Origin of the sequence: Mesorhizobium sp. B2-5-7 (assembly GCF_006440875.1) — a bacterium.
GTDB lineage: Bacteria > Pseudomonadota > Alphaproteobacteria > Rhizobiales > Rhizobiaceae > Mesorhizobium > Mesorhizobium australicum.
The window spans coordinates 57,911-73,263 of the sequence record NZ_VFUO01000006.1; the positions used below are offsets into that span (position 1 = coordinate 57,911).

The 15,353-nt window shown below is 63.0% G+C and carries 15 protein-coding genes; 2 read left to right on the plus strand and 13 right to left on the minus strand.

Going from position 1 to position 15,353, the window contains the following annotated elements; translation table 11 throughout:
• Positions 1-2: 2 nt before the first annotated feature.
• The 4 genes from FJ543_RS24225 to FJ543_RS24240 are packed head-to-tail and all read right to left on the minus strand — an operon-like array spanning position 3 to position 3,617.
• Complete coding sequence (locus tag FJ543_RS24225; protein WP_140665708.1) at positions 3-806, minus strand: sugar phosphate nucleotidyltransferase; 804 nt, start codon at positions 804-806, stop codon at positions 3-5.
• Positions 806-1,906 carry a glycosyltransferase gene (locus FJ543_RS24230; RefSeq protein WP_140877822.1) on the minus strand — a complete coding sequence of 367 codons (1,101 nt, stop codon included), beginning with the start codon at positions 1,904-1,906 and terminating at the stop codon, positions 806-808. Before FJ543_RS24230 ends, FJ543_RS24225 begins: the two co-directional genes overlap by 1 nt.
• 14 nt (positions 1,907-1,920) lie before the next feature.
• The gene (locus FJ543_RS24235) at positions 1,921-2,517 is read right to left on the minus strand and encodes a histidine phosphatase family protein (RefSeq protein ID WP_140877824.1); all 597 of its coding nucleotides are present in this window, start codon (positions 2,515-2,517) and stop codon (positions 1,921-1,923) included.
• Positions 2,514-3,617: an inositol-3-phosphate synthase gene (locus FJ543_RS24240; RefSeq protein WP_140877826.1), complete on the minus strand. Its 1,104-nt coding sequence runs from the start codon at positions 3,615-3,617 to the stop codon at positions 2,514-2,516. The genes FJ543_RS24235 and FJ543_RS24240 overlap by 4 nt, the downstream gene beginning before the upstream one ends.
• Positions 3,618-3,773: 156 nt before the next feature.
• Here FJ543_RS24240 and FJ543_RS24245 point away from each other — a divergent pair, with 156 nt between their 5' ends.
• Positions 3,774-5,531 carry a hypothetical protein gene (locus FJ543_RS24245; RefSeq protein WP_140877828.1) on the plus strand — a complete coding sequence of 586 codons (1,758 nt, stop codon included), beginning with the start codon at positions 3,774-3,776 and terminating at the stop codon, positions 5,529-5,531.
• Between the two features lie 6 nt (positions 5,532-5,537).
• On the opposite strand, the gene FJ543_RS24250 is transcribed toward FJ543_RS24245, so the two are convergent.
• The 9 genes from FJ543_RS24250 to FJ543_RS24290 form a co-directional block, all read right to left on the minus strand.
• Entirely contained in the window at positions 5,538-5,738 is a 201-nt protein-coding gene (locus FJ543_RS24250; RefSeq protein ID WP_224582624.1) for a hypothetical protein, read from the minus strand.
• Positions 5,739-5,818: 80 nt separating this feature from the next.
• Positions 5,819-6,865 (minus strand): UDP-glucuronic acid decarboxylase family protein, encoded by a 1,047-nt coding sequence (locus FJ543_RS24255; RefSeq protein ID WP_140617540.1) that lies wholly within the window; start codon positions 6,863-6,865, stop codon positions 5,819-5,821.
• 23 nt (positions 6,866-6,888) lie between these two features.
• The gene (locus FJ543_RS24260; protein ID WP_140877830.1) at positions 6,889-7,992 is read right to left on the minus strand and encodes a glycosyltransferase; all 1,104 of its coding nucleotides are present in this window, start codon (positions 7,990-7,992) and stop codon (positions 6,889-6,891) included.
• Entirely contained in the window at positions 7,989-9,083 is a 1,095-nt protein-coding gene (locus tag FJ543_RS24265; protein ID WP_140715377.1) for a glycosyltransferase, read from the minus strand. The genes FJ543_RS24260 and FJ543_RS24265 overlap by 4 nt, the downstream gene beginning before the upstream one ends.
• A complete protein-coding gene (locus FJ543_RS24270) occupies positions 9,080-10,210 on the minus strand; it encodes a glycosyltransferase (RefSeq protein WP_140878163.1) in 1,131 nt (376 codons plus the stop codon). Before FJ543_RS24270 ends, FJ543_RS24265 begins: the two co-directional genes overlap by 4 nt.
• Positions 10,211-10,212: 2 nt before the next feature.
• A complete protein-coding gene (locus tag FJ543_RS24275) occupies positions 10,213-11,313 on the minus strand; it encodes a glycosyltransferase family 4 protein (RefSeq protein WP_140793140.1) in 1,101 nt (366 codons plus the stop codon).
• Positions 11,298-12,590 (minus strand): TIGR04295 family B12-binding domain-containing radical SAM protein, encoded by a 1,293-nt coding sequence (locus FJ543_RS24280; RefSeq protein ID WP_140877832.1) that lies wholly within the window; start codon positions 12,588-12,590, stop codon positions 11,298-11,300. The genes FJ543_RS24275 and FJ543_RS24280 overlap by 16 nt, the downstream gene beginning before the upstream one ends.
• Positions 12,587-13,666 carry an NAD-dependent epimerase/dehydratase family protein gene (locus tag FJ543_RS24285; RefSeq protein ID WP_140877834.1) on the minus strand — a complete coding sequence of 360 codons (1,080 nt, stop codon included), beginning with the start codon at positions 13,664-13,666 and terminating at the stop codon, positions 12,587-12,589. Before FJ543_RS24285 ends, FJ543_RS24280 begins: the two co-directional genes overlap by 4 nt.
• Positions 13,663-14,769: an NAD-dependent epimerase/dehydratase family protein gene (locus FJ543_RS24290; protein ID WP_140877836.1), complete on the minus strand. Its 1,107-nt coding sequence runs from the start codon at positions 14,767-14,769 to the stop codon at positions 13,663-13,665. The genes FJ543_RS24285 and FJ543_RS24290 overlap by 4 nt, the downstream gene beginning before the upstream one ends.
• A gap of 215 nt (positions 14,770-14,984) precedes the next feature.
• Between FJ543_RS24290 and FJ543_RS24295 the strand changes: the two genes are divergently transcribed.
• The gene (locus tag FJ543_RS24295) at positions 14,985-15,257 is read left to right on the plus strand and encodes a hypothetical protein (RefSeq protein WP_015319143.1); all 273 of its coding nucleotides are present in this window, start codon (positions 14,985-14,987) and stop codon (positions 15,255-15,257) included.
• The last annotated feature ends 96 nt before the right edge of the window (positions 15,258-15,353 follow it).

Here is a 15,353-nt window from a genome sequence, read left to right on the forward strand (position 1 = left end):
GGTCAGGCTCCTTCACCCGGAACGACAGGCACATGCGAATGCGCGCCGGGCATGATCGTTGCGGGCTGGTGATGAGCTGACGGGACGCCGTTTTCAAGCAACCGCAGAGCTGTGCGATACCCATTGAACGTACCGACATCGACATAAGCGGACCCTGCCTTGACACCATAGGCCACACCCCCGCCCGCAAGGTAGGCGTTGATCAACGTGCCGATATATTCGTCACGACCATCCCGCTCGCGCCAGAGTGCCGCAAGCCGATGCAGGATGTGGCCGGGCATCTTGAACGCGCCCCAAACCCAGTTCGTGGCGGCGTCCTGCCGCTTGACCTGGATTTCGATCACCCGCTCCTCATCATCGGTAACGACGGCGTCAAAGAATTCCGGGCTATCCACCGGGAAGAGCAGAAATGAAAGCTGATCGTCAGGCAAGTGGCAGAAACCGTCGTCGGGAAACCAGATCGTGTCTGGAAGGCCGACGAGGACGACCTCGTCGGGCGCGACGAGGGGCGCTGCCCGGAAAATCGCATCACAGAGACCGACGGGTTGAGGCTGCACCACGAAGAGCGCTGCCGCCTCACCGTAGCCGGCGGCATAATATTCGAGGATGTCGGATTTGCCCGATCCGATGATGAAGCAAATCTTGTCGACGCCGGCCTGGACCATGCGCCGTACCAGATACTCGCTCACGGCGCAGGGACGTTCGGTCTGTCCGTCGATCCTGCTGCCGACCGGCAGCAGCTCCTTCGAGAAGCCGAGCGGTTGAATGCGGCTGCCGCGTCCGGCAGCGGGCACGATGCCCAACATCAGACTGCTTCCTTCATCGGTTCACCGACTGGGTTTCGCAAGGCATCGGCCAGGATTTTGTCCAGTTCCGCTGCGCGCTTGGCGGAAGTGTGCTCGCCCAAGACCCGTTCGCGGGCTCGCCTTCGAATGCCGTCGAGTTCGAACTCCGGCAATTGCATTGCCGCGACCACATCATCCGTGTCGCGCGCCAACAGCACTTCGCGGCCGGGTTCGAAGAATTCCGCGAGGCCTGGCCATGCGTCGGTGACGATGGCAGCCCCACACGCGGCCGCTTCGAAGAGCCGTCCCGAGGGGCACCAGCCCTTTTGCGCCATCGCTTCGCGGGTGACGTTCAGTGTCAGCCGCGACGAGGAGAAGAACGCCGGATGGTCGGCGGGCGGCAGATGCCTGACGAAGAAGATGTTGTCGCTCCATGGGAATTCCTGCGGATATTGTGCGCCGCCGATGATGAAGCGCTGGTCGGGCAGGCGCGCGGCCGGGCGGACCAGAAGCTTTTCGACGCCGGCCTGGCGATCCGCCGCGTAGGTCCCGAGATAGGACAAATCACCGGCGAATTCGGCCCGCTTCTCTGCCGGCCGGTGCTGGTCCGGATCGACATGCCCGTAGAGCGGCATCACGCGGCGCGCGCCCAGCACCGTCTTCAGCGCCTCGATCGCCGGGCCGCCGGTGTAGCTCAGGACGAGGTCGTAGTCGGCAAGGCCTTCAGGTCCGAAATAGGGCGGCCGCTCACCTTGTTCGACGCGGGCAAGCGTGACTGGAGTATCGAGATCGTAAAAGACACGCAGTCCGCGGCATGCCTGCTGCGCGAGGCGCGAAGCCTCGACGGCGTCGGGACAATAAGAGGTGACGACCACGACATCCGCTTGCTTCATCGCCCGTTCCGCGACGCGGCGGATGTCCTCCCAGTCCGGATAGATGACGACGTTGCCTCCATCGAGTTGATCCAGATCGCGGGTCCCGGCATAATAGGGGGTGTCGCGTTCGAAAAAGGTGATCGACCAGCCCAGCCGGGCGAGGGCGCGGATCAGCCCACGCCACAGCGTGGCATGGCCGTTTCCCCATGAAGACGTGACGGTAAGACCGAAAATGACCATCCGCATGGGGAATTTCCTCGTCAGGCAGCTTCGTTCAATCGCAGGAGCTTCGAGCCCCAGTCGCCCGATACGATCGTCGTGATCGAGGCGGGATCGACGTCGAAGCGAAAGCAGTCGCCTACCGGCAAGCCAAGCACCTTGCAGACGGCGGCCTTAATCACATCGGCGTGGCTGATCAGGGCGACACATTGGTTCTGATGCAGCTCGCGGACGCCGTTCATCAGCGAGACGATGCGCTCCTGGACATCCAGCATGGTCTCGCCGCTCGGTGTCCGGGCCTCCTGCCGCTGATCGTTCCACGCGCGCCAACTGGCATCGCCGTTCAATTCGTCGAAAGTCTTCCCCGACCAGTCGCCGAAGTCGATCTCGTCGAGTTCGGCGCGGATCGCGATTTCGCCGACACCGCAAGCGAGAGCGATCGGAACCGCCGTCTCCTGCGTGCGCTCGCGCGGGCTGCATAGAATGGCTGCAATCGTCTCACGGGCCATGCGGCCGCCAAGCTGCTCCGCTTGAGCCTTGCCGGCCTCGCCGAGACATACACCGGCCATGCGGCCCGCAAGGTACGAGCCGACATTGTCGTGCGCCGCATGGCGGATCAAAAAGAACGTCGTCGTCATTCCGCGGCATCCAGCAATGGCTCGTCCTTGCCGGCGATGAAAGCGAGCGTGCGCTGGCGCGCTTCGGCGTCGGTGAACTGTTCGGGTGGCGATTTCATGAAATAGCTGCAAGGACCCGTCAGCGCCCCGGCAATGCCGCGGTCGAGCGCGAGCTTGGCGCAGCGCACCGCATCGATCACCACGCCGGCTGAATTGGGCGAATCCCACACTTCCAGCTTGAGCTCGGCATTCAGCGGCACGCCGCCGAAGGTCGTGCCTTCGACGCGGATGTAGGCCCATTTGCGGTCGGTGAGCCAAGGCACGTGGTCGCTGGGGCCGACATGGATGTTGCCCGGCTCCAGGGGAACATCGAGCTGGCTGGTTACCGATTGCGTCTTGGAGATCTTCTTCGATTCCAGCCGCTCGCGTTCGAGCATGTTGAGAAAATCGGTGTTGCCGCCGAAATTCAGCTGATAGGTGCGATCGATGCGCACGCCGCGCTCGCGAAAGAGATTGGCCAGCAACCGGTGCACGATGGTGGCGCCGACCTGGCTCTTGATATCGTCGCCGACCAGCGGCAGCCCGCGTTGCTCGAAGCGCCGGCGCCATTCCGGACGCGAGGCGATGAAGACCGGTATGCAATTGACGAGGGCACAGCCGGCCTCGAGCGCGCATTCAGCGTAGAAGTGCGTCGCCTCTTCCGAACCCACCGGCAGGTAGGAGACCAACACATCGGCTCCGCTGTCGCGCAGGATCTCGCTGACATTGGCAACCGGTTCGGGCGCTTCTTCGATTTCGTCGCGCAGATATTTGCCGATCCCGTCAAGCGTCGGCCCGCGTTCGACGAGAACGCCGGTCGTCGGCGCGTCGGCAAAGCGGAACGTGTTGTTGGGGGGAGCGTAGATCGCATCCGCGACGTCACGGCCGACCTTGCTTTTGGCGACATCGAACGCACAGACAATTTCGATGTCGTCGACGTGATAGCCACCGAGATCGGCATGCACGAGCCCCGGGATCGGTTCGTTGCTTTTGGCATGACGATAATAGGAGAGGCCCTGCACCAGGGAGGATGCGCAATTGCCCACTCCAACGATACCAACACGAACTTTTTTCGATCCCACGAAACTGCCGCCCTATGCTGTTCAAAGGTAAGTTCCTTGCGCCGAACCGCCACCGTGCCGGAATGTTCCTTGGCTTGGTCAAAAATTGCGCGAAGCAGCATGGATCGAAGCTGGGCGCGCCGCGTTGCCCGCACGGCAAGCACCGGAAATCGACCAATGATCGTCTACGGCGACCACAAGCGGACCGAGAATGCACGACAGCTTCAGGAGGCGGCGATCGAAATGGCCCAAGGCCTCGATCGCATGCCTTGCGGCATCCGGCGCCATGCCGCATTGGTCGGGCTGTTCGTCAGCGTGTCGGAACTGGTCCAGGGGCTCGCGGATGTCGACTTCAAGGCCCGGGGCGTCGACACCAATTCGCCTTCGCAACGGCAAGGCGCCAGGCTACTGGTCGGGCTTGCGGCAGAGGTGGCGAGGTCGTGGCGAAACGGGTTCGCCGTAGACGGTGGCATCGACCTGCGACTTCTCCAAATGCTGGCCGGGCTCGATTGCAAGGCAGAGGTTTTGACCGGCTCGGCCGAGGGCTACGCGCACTATGCCCTTTATCCAGAGAGTTATCTCGGCGCGGCGCGGGTATCAGGTCTCGATGCGAACACATGCGTGATCGGCATCCGCAGCATCGGCCTGGGGCTCGCGGCCATGGTGGCGGCCGCGATCGGTGCGCCGGCGCCCATTAGCGTGCGCCCGATCGGGCATCCTTTCGATCGGCGCCTCAATGCCGATCCGCGTTTGGTGGCGGCCTGGAGGAACGAGCCGTCGGCCCGTTTCGCGGTCGTCGACGAAGGTCCCGGCCTGTCGGGAAGTTCGGTCCATGCCGTCGTCGCGTGGCTGAGAAAACAGGGCATCGATACGGACCGCATTCACCTGTTCCCCAGCCATTCGGGCGATCCGGGCGCCGAAGCCTCGCCGGATGTTCGGGAGACATGGGTGCGCTGCCGCAGGCATGTGGCGATGACGTTCGAACGCACCTTCCCCGAAAGCTCGCAAAGTCCAACGCTGCGCGATTGGGTAGCCGAGGCGGTTGGCAGTCCGAAATTGCGCTTGACCGAAATATCCGGGGGCGCGTGGCGCTCCCTTCACTACGCCGACGAAAAGCGCTGGCCACCGAGCACACGCGGCACCGAACGGCGAAAGTTCCTGGCCTCCGCGGGTCAAGGTCGCTGGCTTGTCAAATTTGTCGGCCTCGGCGAAACCGGGCTGCGCAAGATGCAAGCCGCCAGGATGTTGCATCAAGCCGGATTCGGACCGCAAGTCATCGGGGTCTGCCACGGTTTTCTGGTCGAACGGTGGACCGATGGAACCACGATGGATCAGCTGCCGCTGTCCAGGCAGAGACTTGTCGCGGCGTTCACACGCTATCTGGCCTGGCGTGCGACCAATCTGCGGACCTGCGAAGCCGGCGCATCATTGCTCGCCCTCGCGGAGATGGCGGTTCACAATGCTTCCGAAGCTTTGGGCGAAAGCCAGGCGGCGAGACTGCGGACCTGGTTCTCGAAGCAGACGCCCATAGAGGTGTTGGAACGGGTCGAGATCGACGGCAGGCTGCATCCCTGGGAGTTTCTGGTCGGTTCCGATGGCACGCTGATCAAGACGGATGCAGTCGACCATTGCCGAGGACACGATCTGATCGGCTGCCAGCCGATAGAATGGGATATTGCCGGCGCCTGCGTAGAATATGACTTGTCCGAAGCCGAGGCGGCGACGTTGATCGGCGGCATGGATAACCGCATGGATAGCCGCATCGACACCAGGCTCATCGATTATTTCAAACCTTGCTATTTGGCGTTTCAGCTCGGGCTGTGGAGCATGGCCGCCCAAACCGAGAATGGCTGGGAAAGAGCAAGGCTGGAGGAGACGGCAAACCGATATGAGGCAGGACTGACACGGTTCCTGGGCCAGGCCAGGGCCGATTAGTCTGCGTCAATCCAGCCTGCGCAGCATGTCTGCTTCCTGCTCGAGAATACTGGCCACCTCCTCCCGCTGCAGATGCGTCATCATCAGGCTGACACAGCACTCCAGATAGGTGATTGAGGCTCGCCGCAAATACGCAGCCGTCTCTCGTTCCGCCATCCTGTCGATATCGGTCCGAGATCGCTTGGGGTGCATGAGGAGGTCCTCCATATGTGGTCCTCCCGTCAAACCAAAAGCTTGCCTGGATGTTCCCGCGGGAATCGATGCGAAGATGTGACCGCGGTCCGGCATCAGGCAGGGAGGTTCTGCAGCCCGCCTGACGTGGGTCTCGCCCTTGTGGAGCGTCCTGCCATTTGATCGCCGATCGAGCCGCCTTCAAGCGTGGCGAAATAGCTGATCGTCCGCGCGAGCCCCTCGGTGAGAGGCACTCTTGGCGTCCAGCCGAGCAGCGTTTTTGCGCGCGAGATGTCGGGCTGCCGGCGTCGAGGATCGTCCTGCGGCAGGGGCAGGAACGTCATGTCCGATTTGGTGCCGGTCATGGCCTTCACCAATGCCGCCAGTCGCACGATGGTGAATTCGCCGGGGTTGCCCAGATTGACGGGCTTGCCCGGATTGGGATTGATATCCATAAGACCCATCAACCCATCGATCAGATCGGAGACATAGCAGAAGGATCGCGTCTGCATGCCGTCGCCGAAAATCGTCAGCGGGCGCTTCTCGAGCGCCTGCATGATCAGGTTCGAGACGATGCGGCCGTCCGCGGGATCCATTCTCGGCCCGTAGGTGTTGAAGATACGTGCGACACGAACGTCGGCCTTGCCGGCTCGCAGATAGTCGAAGCAAAGTGTCTCGGCCGTGCGCTTGCCCTCGTCGTAGCAGGCGCGTGGGCCGGTGCAGTTCACATGGCCGACATAGTCTTCCCTCTGCGGATGTTGCTCCGGATCGCCATACACTTCACTCGTGGAGGCCTGCAGCAATCGCGCGTCGTTGCGGGCGGCGAGTTCGAGCAGGTTCAATGTTCCGATGACGCAGGTTCGCGTGGTGTGGATCGGATCGGCCTGGTAACGCGGCGGCGAGGCGGCGCAGGCCATGTTGAAAATGCGATCCACCGGCTCGCCAAGGTCCAATGGACGGCAGATATCCTGCTCGATCAACCGGAAACCCGGCTGGTCCATGATCGCGTTGATGTTCTCCATGCGACCGGTAAGAAAATTGTCGGCGCAGATCACACGCCAGCCATCGCGCAACAATGCTTCGCAAAGATGCGAACCGAGGAAGCCCGCGCCACCGGCGACGAGCACCGTCTTTGCCCTTTGCGCTTTTTTTGTTTGTCGCATCGCGATTTTCTCCTGTCTGCCAGTCATGCTGCACTTCCGATATCGAGATCGAGGACCACCGGCCCCTTTTGCGTAAGCGCCGTGATGAATTCGCGAGCCCTGGCCGCACCGGTGTGGGAGGCAAGGACGAGTTCGCGTGCCCGGTCGGCCATCGCGAGACGTGTACGAGCCGATTCCCGGGACAGGATCGCGACGACCTCGTCCGCCATCCTGGCCGTGTGGATCGTCGATGCGGGAAAGAAGCTGTCGAGGCCTGGCCAGCGGTCGCTGATGATCGGCGTGCCGCAAGCCGCGGCTTCGAAAAGGCGCACGCTGGGCGACCATCCCGCGGCAATCATGGAACTGCGTGTGACGTTCAGGGTGTAGCGCTGACGGCTATAGAATGCGGCATGATCGGCCGGCGGCAAGTGTTCGATGCGCTCGACATTGTCGGGCCAGTCGATGTCGGACGGATATTGCGAGCCGGCCACGACGAAACGCCGATCCGGCATGCGCCGTGCAGGCTCGAGCAGAAGCGCGTTGAGCGTGGCTTGCCGGTCGGCGCTGTAGGTGCCGAGATAACCGAGATCCCAGCCGATCGGATCGGCGGTGCGGTGATGCCGTTCCGGATCGACCGAACAGTAGAGCGGCTCGGCGCGGCGTGCGCCGAAGGTCTGCGTCAGATCGGCAAGCATCGGGCCGCCGGCAAAAGAGAAATAGATGTCGAAGTAGGGGATTTGGCGCCAGCTCAGATAGTCGCAATCGTCCGCCGACAGCTTCGCCAGGGTCACCGGCGTGTCGATGTCGTAAAAGCAGAGTTGTCCTTTGCAAAGTGAAGCGACGGTGTCGATCACCGCGCGCCCTTCCGGTACGAAGGAGCCGATCACCACGACATCGGCCTGTTGCAGACACCGCGCGTAGTCGCGTTGCAGTTCCTGCACGGTTTCGTAGTAGCGCAAGGCGCAGAAATCCGGATCGCGCAAATCGCGGTGATTGGCGTACCACGGCACATCGCGCTCCAGAAAAGTTACGCGATGGCCGAGTTGGTGGAGGCCTTTCAACAGACCTCGAAAAGTGGTGGCATGGCCGTTTCCCCAGGACGAGGAAAGCGACAGGCCGAGAAAGACGATGTCCAACTGCCTGGTCATTCGGCTGCCTCCACGGTCCCGTGCGTCAAATGCCGTTTGAAGACCGCATCAGCCACGGCCGCCCGCAATGCGTAGGTATGATCGGCGAGAACGCGTCGAAGTGCGGCCTGGCCGATCGCCTTTGCCCGAACGGGGGTCAGCGCCTGCATGATCTCGGCGACATCGCCGCCGTCGCGCGCCACAAGGATCTCCTCGTCGGGTTTCAGGAATAGCTCGACGCCGAGCCAGGCATCGGTGATCAGGCAGGCGCCCGCGCCGGCCGCCTCGAAGACACGCGTGGCGGGTGAAAAACCGTTCGCGGCCATGCTGTCGCGGCTGATGTTCAGCACCGCCTTTGGCGTGACATTGAAGGCGTTGTGATCGCGGGTGCCGACATGGCCGAGCCAGCCGACATTGGCGGGGAGCGGCTTGTCGCCCCACCCAGATCCGCCGAGCAGAAAACGTTGTTGCGGCAGCTGGGCCGCGGGATCGAGGAAGAACGATCCGACACGCGCTTCACGATCAGGCAGCCTGTTTCCGAGGAACGCCAGGTCGCAGGCAAAACGCGCATTGCTGGCGACCGGGTGGTGCGTTTCGGGATCGAGCGCATTGTAGATTGGCACGCACTCGTTCGCGCCCATGGCACGATAGGCCCAGACTACGGGATCGCCGCCGCCATAGGTCAGCACAAGGTCGATTTCTTGCAGCGCACGATGCAGCGGGTGGTCCGGCTCGTCACGCAGCTGGGCGAGTGTGGCCGGCGCGTCGACGTCCCAGAATACAATGAGCGCATCGCTGCGGGCGTGGTCGAGCACGGCGCGAAGCAGCGCCTCGTCCTCGAAGCCGACGCCACTCGCCTTGACGACGATATCGGCCTCGGCGGCACGCGCCGCCACCTGCATCAGGGCATGGTGGGTTGCCTCGTAGACGACGACAGAGCACCAGTCCGGCGCCTCGATGTCACGGTTCTTCTGCCGGTCATAAACGTCAGGCTCATAGAAGGTGATTTCGTAGCCCAGTTGCGAAAGCGCCTTCAGCAATCCTCGGTAATAGGTCGCGGCGCCGTTCCAGTAGGACGACAAAAGGCTCGATCCATAGAATGCGATCTTCATGCTGCGGCTTCCTTTGCGGCGGTCAGCTCGGCGGTGTGCAGGGTCGTGCATTGCCAGAGCACGTCGAACAACTCGTCGACGCGGTGACGGCAGGTGTGCCGCGAGCGGATGGTCTCAAGACCCGAGGTCACCAGGGAGGCCGCAAAATCGGGATCGGCCAACACCGCCTGGAGGTGTTGCCGCATTTGCGATCCATCCTCGGCAAACAGGAAGTCGATGCCGGGCCTGAAAAGCTGCTCGACATCGGACCAAGGCGCTGAAATCAGCGGGATGCCGCAGGCAAGTGCCTCGAACATGCGGATCGTCGGAATTCCCGGCAAGCCTTGACGATAAGGACGCCGCGGGATGTGCACGGTGACACGATGCGCGGCGAACGCCTTCGGCACGTCGGCATTGGCGATCCACCCTTCGTAGCGCAGACCCGCGGCGGCCAGTTCGGCAAGTGCCGGCTCGGGATAGCGGACACCGTGAACAGTGGCCTGAAGACTGAGATCGCGCACGGGGTCGATCAGGAACTCCTTGATTTCGGCCGTCCGCTCGTCGTCGCCCCAGTTTCCGATCCAGACCAGGTCGGACGTCGCGTGGATTTCCGGGTGCGGTTTGAACAGCCGATCGTCCGCCGCTTCATGCCAGGTGAAGACGCGCTTGCCCCAGCCGGCGCGCAGATAGCTCTCGCGCAGCGCTTCGCCAAAGGCGAGAACGCCATCATAATGTTCCAGGCGGAGCGCCGAGATTGCCTCGGTGGCCGACACGGCGCGGTGATGGGTGTCGTGAAACAGCAAGGTGAATTTGCCGCCATCGGCCCGGGCACGGCCGATGCGAGCGACAAGCTCCGGGTCGGTCCATTCGTGGACGATCACCACGTCGGCCTCGGCGATCCAGGCTTCATGATCGAACGCGGCATCGTAGGTCACCGGCATCAATTCGGGGAAATCCTTGCGAAAACGTTCGATCGCGAAGGATCCCTTCTCGGCCAGCAGGTTCGATCGGCTCCAGCCGTCCGCCGGCTCCAGAGCGATGGCCTGGTGCCGGCGCGCCACCAGTTCGCGCATGACGCCGCGAAGGAAATGGGCATTGCCGTGGTTCCAGTCGGAGACGAGCGAGTGGGTGTAGAACAAAAAGCGCATCATCAGCGCTCCGCCACGGCCAGCGCCGCCTTTTCGTAGACATCGCGCATGGCCGCTGCCTGTCTCGCCAGAGTGAACCTGCGGCTTCGGCGGAGGGCGGCGTGGCCGAGCTCTCGCCTATGCCCCGCATCGCTGGAAAGACGATTGATGCAGGCTGCAAGATCATGCGGGTCGCGACCGTCAAAGAACATGGCGGCCCCGTCCCATAACTCGCGATAGGTCGGGATGTCCGAGAGCACCAGGGGCGTTGCCGACATGGCCGCTTCCAGAGCCGCCAGACCGAACGGTTCGTAGAGCGACGGAGACACGAAAATACCGGCGCGGGCCATCAGGGAGCGCACCTCGTCATGCGGCAGTGCTCCGAGAGGAACGGCATGGTTGACGGTGGCGCGCTCGCCGTTCGGGCCGTGAAGCGAACCGGCTGTAAAGAGAGGCCATTGCGTCAACGAGGCGGCCTGGTCGACCACCACCACATTCTTTCCCTCGTCCCACCAGCGGGCGGCGGCGAAGACGAGCGGCTGGCGGGTTTCTGCTGTCGGGACGGGGCGTGCGGCATTTCCGACGACGTGAAGGCGTGCGATCGGGCCATAGCAGGTCTCGAGCATCTCGGCATGGCTGCGGCTTGGGGCGATGACTGCGTCGGCCCTGTCGAAGCCGCGCCTGTTGCGCTCTTTCTGCCAGCTCCATGCGCTATCCAACGCCTGTCCCTTGACGGAATGGAACCATGTCGTCACGCATGAATGCGAGACCGCTATGACTGGGCAAGGCGCGTCCAACCCCACCGCCTGCGTCGGTCCGTTGAGATGGACAAGGTCGATGGCGTAGTCGCGTATCGGCGCACGCAATTCCAGCGGCAGACGGTCGAGCTCGCCGGCGCTGCGGGTCATCCAGTCCAGTGGCGTATTCAACCAGATGAGCGTCGCGAAGGACCGTGCCTCTTCGGCCTGTTGCCTGGATGGTTGCGGCCCCAGCCCGGCGAACACAACGCTGTCGCCGCCATTGACCAGTTCCCGGCCGAGATCAAGCGCATAGCGCCATACTCCGCCCATGGCGTCGACGGTCATCAGGATGCGGCGCTTGCGTGGCGTCAGTGTCCGCAACATGCCGCCTCCAGTTCCGCCAGCGGGCGCGGGCGCTTTTCCTGGATGTCGCTGAACTTCTGGAACGATGCGAGGTAATGATCATGAGCGCGCTCCCAGGCGAGGTCGTCAGGTTCGCCCCAAAGCTCGCGATAGCTGGGCGAACTCGGATATGGATACAGCGGCACGGGTTCATTGGCCCACACGCCATTGTCGATCAGGTGGGCTCGCCAGTGATCGACAAGGGCAGGATCGTCCTCGACAACGCCGATCAGATTGGCCTGGACGAAGGGAACGTGGCGTCTGGCCTTGACCAGCAGCGCGGCAAGCTCCTCGGTGCCCAGCCGGCAGCGCTTCGCCAGCATGGCCCGCCCTTCCACCGTCAGGCTTTCGAGGCCGGCTTCGATGGACACGCAGCCTGCCGCGCCCAGCAGTTCCAGCAGCTCGGGTTTCCACAGATCGATGCGGGTCTGGACGCCGAATTTCACATCGCGGCCGACCAACGCCTCCAGCAACGCTTTTTGGGGCAGGAAGATTTCGTCGATGAAGTAGATGTAGCCGACACCCTGGGCGATCAGCCTATCGATTTCAGTCACCACCGCTTCGTGGTTGCGGCGGCGATAGGCATCGCGGAAATCGATCTTGGCGCAGAAGCTGCAATTGTAGGGACAGCCGCGCGACGCCTCGACCTCGGCGCCGAATCCAAGCTGTTGGTCATCGAACCGGTGATGGTGATGCGAATGGGCGGCAATCCAGTCGGATGGCCATTCCAGCGGCGGGTGATCGACAAACGAACTGGAATGGACGCCGCCGTTCGACACCAGCTTGGCGTCCCGCAGATAGGCGGTTGAGGGTACCGCGCTCCAATCGTCGCGTCGTGCAAGTTCCGCGACGACTTCCTCGCATTCGCCGCGCACGACAATGTCGACGCCCAGCTTGCGCAAGGTCGGCGCCGGTGTCGCCGAACCATGTGGCCCGACCGCGACCGTGCGTCCGCCACGCCCGGCCAGGCGATTGAGGAAATCGGCCGGCACCCGCAATTCCGGCGGTGCGCAGCGCCAGAACAGATAGGTTGGCGCGGTGCTGACGACCGTCATTGCCGGCGCGAAATCAACCACGCGTTCGCAGAGCCCGGAATTGCCGAGCTTCTGCAATTGCCCGTCCAGCATCAGCACCTCATGGCCGGCCGCCTCGAGCAGGGCTTTCGAATAGCCGAGTTCCAGCGGCAGATGCGGTTGGCGGCAGCCGAAATAGATGCTGTCGTCATATGTCCAGGACGGGTTGACGAGGGCTATTCTCATGCGACGTACCTCACGGCTTCGGGGCGGGGCTCGAGCCGGTGGCGCTGCAGCCAGTCGGCGAGATCGCGAATGCCCTCGCGCCACGCAACCTGCGCCTTCCAGCCAAGCGCGGTTTCGATCTTGCGGGTATCGGCGACGAAGAAGGGCTGGTCGCCGGTCCGTTCCCCATCATGGCGGACCGAGAGCTCGCGACCGGCCAGGCCGCCGATCTCGCTCAACAGCATACGCAGGCTGAGCGCGTTTTCAGGTCCGCCGCCAAGATTGAATGCCTGGCCCTTGGTGATCTCGATCCCGTCCAGCACGGCCCTGTAGGCGGCGACCGCATCGGAGACGTGCAGGATGTCGCGCACCTGCCTGCCGTCGCCATAGATGGTGATTTCCCGTCCCGTCAGGGCGCTGAGCAGGAAGTGCGCTACCCAACCCTGGTCCTCGGTTCCAAACTGGCGCGGTCCGTAGATGCAGCTCATCCGCAGCACCGCCGTCGGCATGCCGTAGGACTTGGCATAATCGAGCACATATTGGTCCGCCGCGCCCTTGGAGCAGCCATAGGGTGTGCAGAAATCGAGGCCGCGAGCCTCGTCGATCCCGCCGGCCTGGATCGCGCTATCGCAAGGTATGTAGCGGTCGTCGTCCGCGCGAACCGCGACGTCGGGGAGGCTGCCGTAAACCTTGTTGGTGCTGGCGAAAATCACCGGGATGCGCTCGCCGCTCAGCCGCGCCGCTTCCAGCACGTTGAACGTTCCGCGAAGATTGATGTCGAAATCCTCGTCCGGCCGGACCAGGCTCGTGGTGACGGCCGTCTGCGCGGCGAGATGGAAAATCGCCTTGCATCTCATCAGGGCCGGCGCCAAGGCATTGGCGTCCCGCACATCGATGGTCTCGACCGTTAGGCGGCCACCGTGTTTCTGGGCGAGCCATTGCAGGTTCTGTTCGACGCCGGGACGGCTGAGATTGTCGACCACCAGCACTGGCTCGCCATCCGACAACAGGCTGTCGGCCAGGTTTGATCCTATGAAGCCGCTGCCGCCGACGATGGCGACCGGCGCTTCGCGTCGGTTGCGTGCGCCCGGGCTCATGACACCAACCCGCGCTCTTCGAGTTCGCGCTTCATTTCGGCGCCGCGATCAACGGCGGCCGTGTTGCGCACCCAGGAAACGAAATCCCCGAGAGAGTTCTCCAATTGCAGGGCGGGTTCGAAACCGAGCAGCTCACGAGCCTTGGAGATATCGGCGAAGCAGTTGCGAATGTCGCCGGAGCGCGCCTTGCCGAGCAGCTCGGGCGAACGGTTCGGGGTTCCCATGGCTTCGGCCAGCAATCGCGCGACTTCGCTGATCGCATAGGCGCGGCCGCTGCCGATGTTGATGACGTGGCCCTTTGCCTGACGTTGCTGCAGCGCAAGGCGAAAGGCGCGGGCGACGTCATGCACATGAACGAAATCGCGCTTCTGTTCGCCATCCTCGAAGATCATCGGCCGCTGGCCATTGGCGAGACGTGAAGCGAAATTGGCCAGCACGCCGGTATAGGGATTTGATAGCGCCTGGCCGGCACCGAAGACATTGAACAGGCGCAACGCGACCGCATCGACGCCGTAGGCTTCGCCGAAGATCAGCACGGCGCGTTCCTGGGCGTATTTCGTCAGCGCGTAGATCGAGGCGAGGTCGACCGGCTTTTCTTCATCCGTCGGCAGCGGCGAAAGGGGGTCGCCTTCCGGCGATAGCGGATTCCACTGTCCGCTTTTGATGTCGCTTGACTTGCGCCTTGCATTGTCGATGCGCCGGCCGTCGGGCGTGGCATAGAGGCCCTCGCCATAGACGCTCATCGAGGAGGCGACGACGATCCGTTCGACCGGATGCTCGATCAGCGCTTCAAGCAGTGTCGCCGTGCCGAGATCGTTGGTGCCGACATAGCGCGCGATCTCGTACATTGATTGTCCGACGCCGACTTCCGACGCCAGATGAATGACGGCGTCGACGCCTTCCAGCGCCTCGGCAACGGCTTCGCGGTCGCGAATGTCGCCCTTGATCAGTTCGGCACCTGCGGGAAGCGCGACCGCTTCACCCGCATGCACCTGCTCCAGCAGGGCGTCGAGAATGCGAACTGAATAATCCTGAGCGATGAGTTCTTGTGTGACGTGGCGGCCGATGAAGCCGCAGCCTCCTGTAACCAATATGCGTTTCACGACGACTCCTCGGACAAGTGACCTCGGCGCCCCGAACTTTTCGGCAAAAGGTTTGTTCCCTGTGCTTCAACAAAGTTCCCTTCGCGGGCTTCGCCTGAAAGCAAGCGCAACACCATCTGCCCGCGATGCGGGAACATTGCCGCCGGTATGCTGTTAGGGCGCTCGACAGCCGCCGTGACGCCGAAAAGCGAAGCCGATGATCAAGGGAGATTTCAATGTCGCAGTCCCAGACAACCACCAATCACGACGAAATTCGCAAATGGGCCGAGGAGCGGCAGGGCCGGCCGGCGGTGGTCCGCACCAAGGGCGAGGGCGGCATCCTGCGGATCGACTTTGGCGAGCCCGAGGAAGCATTCGACCCCATCGATTGGGACGAGTTCTTCCGGATATTCGACGAGAACGATCTCGCCTTCCTTTATCAGGCCAAGACCAGCGACGGAAAATCCAGCCGTTTCAACAAATTCGTCGAGCGCGATCGCAAGGGTTGAGAGGGCTGGCTGGCGGCGGATGCAGCGGGCCCCAGAAAATCTCGAAAGTCGCTGGAACAATCGACGGCCCCATTGCTTCGGCGCTGATCCAGAAAG

What these genes read in the sequence shown, in the direction of transcription:
- FJ543_RS24225 (WP_140665708.1), bottom strand. Translation starts at nt 806, where the DNA reads ATGTTGGGCATCGTGCCCGCTGCCGGACGCGGCAGCCGCATTCAACCG.
- FJ543_RS24230 (WP_140877822.1), bottom strand. Translation starts at nt 1,906, where the DNA reads ATGCGGATGGTCATTTTCGGTCTTACCGTCACGTCTTCATGGGGAAAC.
- FJ543_RS24235 (WP_140877824.1), bottom strand. Translation starts at nt 2,517, where the DNA reads ATGACGACGACGTTCTTTTTGATCCGCCATGCGGCGCACGACAATGTC.
- FJ543_RS24245 (WP_140877828.1), top strand. Translation starts at nt 3,774, where the DNA reads ATGATCGTCTACGGCGACCACAAGCGGACCGAGAATGCACGACAGCTT.
- FJ543_RS24250 (WP_224582624.1), bottom strand. Translation starts at nt 5,738, where the DNA reads ATGGAGGACCTCCTCATGCACCCCAAGCGATCTCGGACCGATATCGAC.
- FJ543_RS24255 (WP_140617540.1), bottom strand. Translation starts at nt 6,865, where the DNA reads ATGCGACAAACAAAAAAAGCGCAAAGGGCAAAGACGGTGCTCGTCGCC.
- FJ543_RS24260 (WP_140877830.1), bottom strand. Translation starts at nt 7,992, where the DNA reads ATGACCAGGCAGTTGGACATCGTCTTTCTCGGCCTGTCGCTTTCCTCG.
- FJ543_RS24265 (WP_140715377.1), bottom strand. Translation starts at nt 9,083, where the DNA reads ATGAAGATCGCATTCTATGGATCGAGCCTTTTGTCGTCCTACTGGAAC.
- FJ543_RS24270 (WP_140878163.1), bottom strand. Translation starts at nt 10,210, where the DNA reads ATGCGCTTTTTGTTCTACACCCACTCGCTCGTCTCCGACTGGAACCAC.
- FJ543_RS24275 (WP_140793140.1), bottom strand. Translation starts at nt 11,313, where the DNA reads ATGTTGCGGACACTGACGCCACGCAAGCGCCGCATCCTGATGACCGTC.
- FJ543_RS24280 (WP_140877832.1), bottom strand. Translation starts at nt 12,590, where the DNA reads ATGAGAATAGCCCTCGTCAACCCGTCCTGGACATATGACGACAGCATC.
- FJ543_RS24285 (WP_140877834.1), bottom strand. Translation starts at nt 13,666, where the DNA reads ATGAGCCCGGGCGCACGCAACCGACGCGAAGCGCCGGTCGCCATCGTC.
- FJ543_RS24295 (WP_015319143.1), top strand. Translation starts at nt 14,985, where the DNA reads ATGTCGCAGTCCCAGACAACCACCAATCACGACGAAATTCGCAAATGG.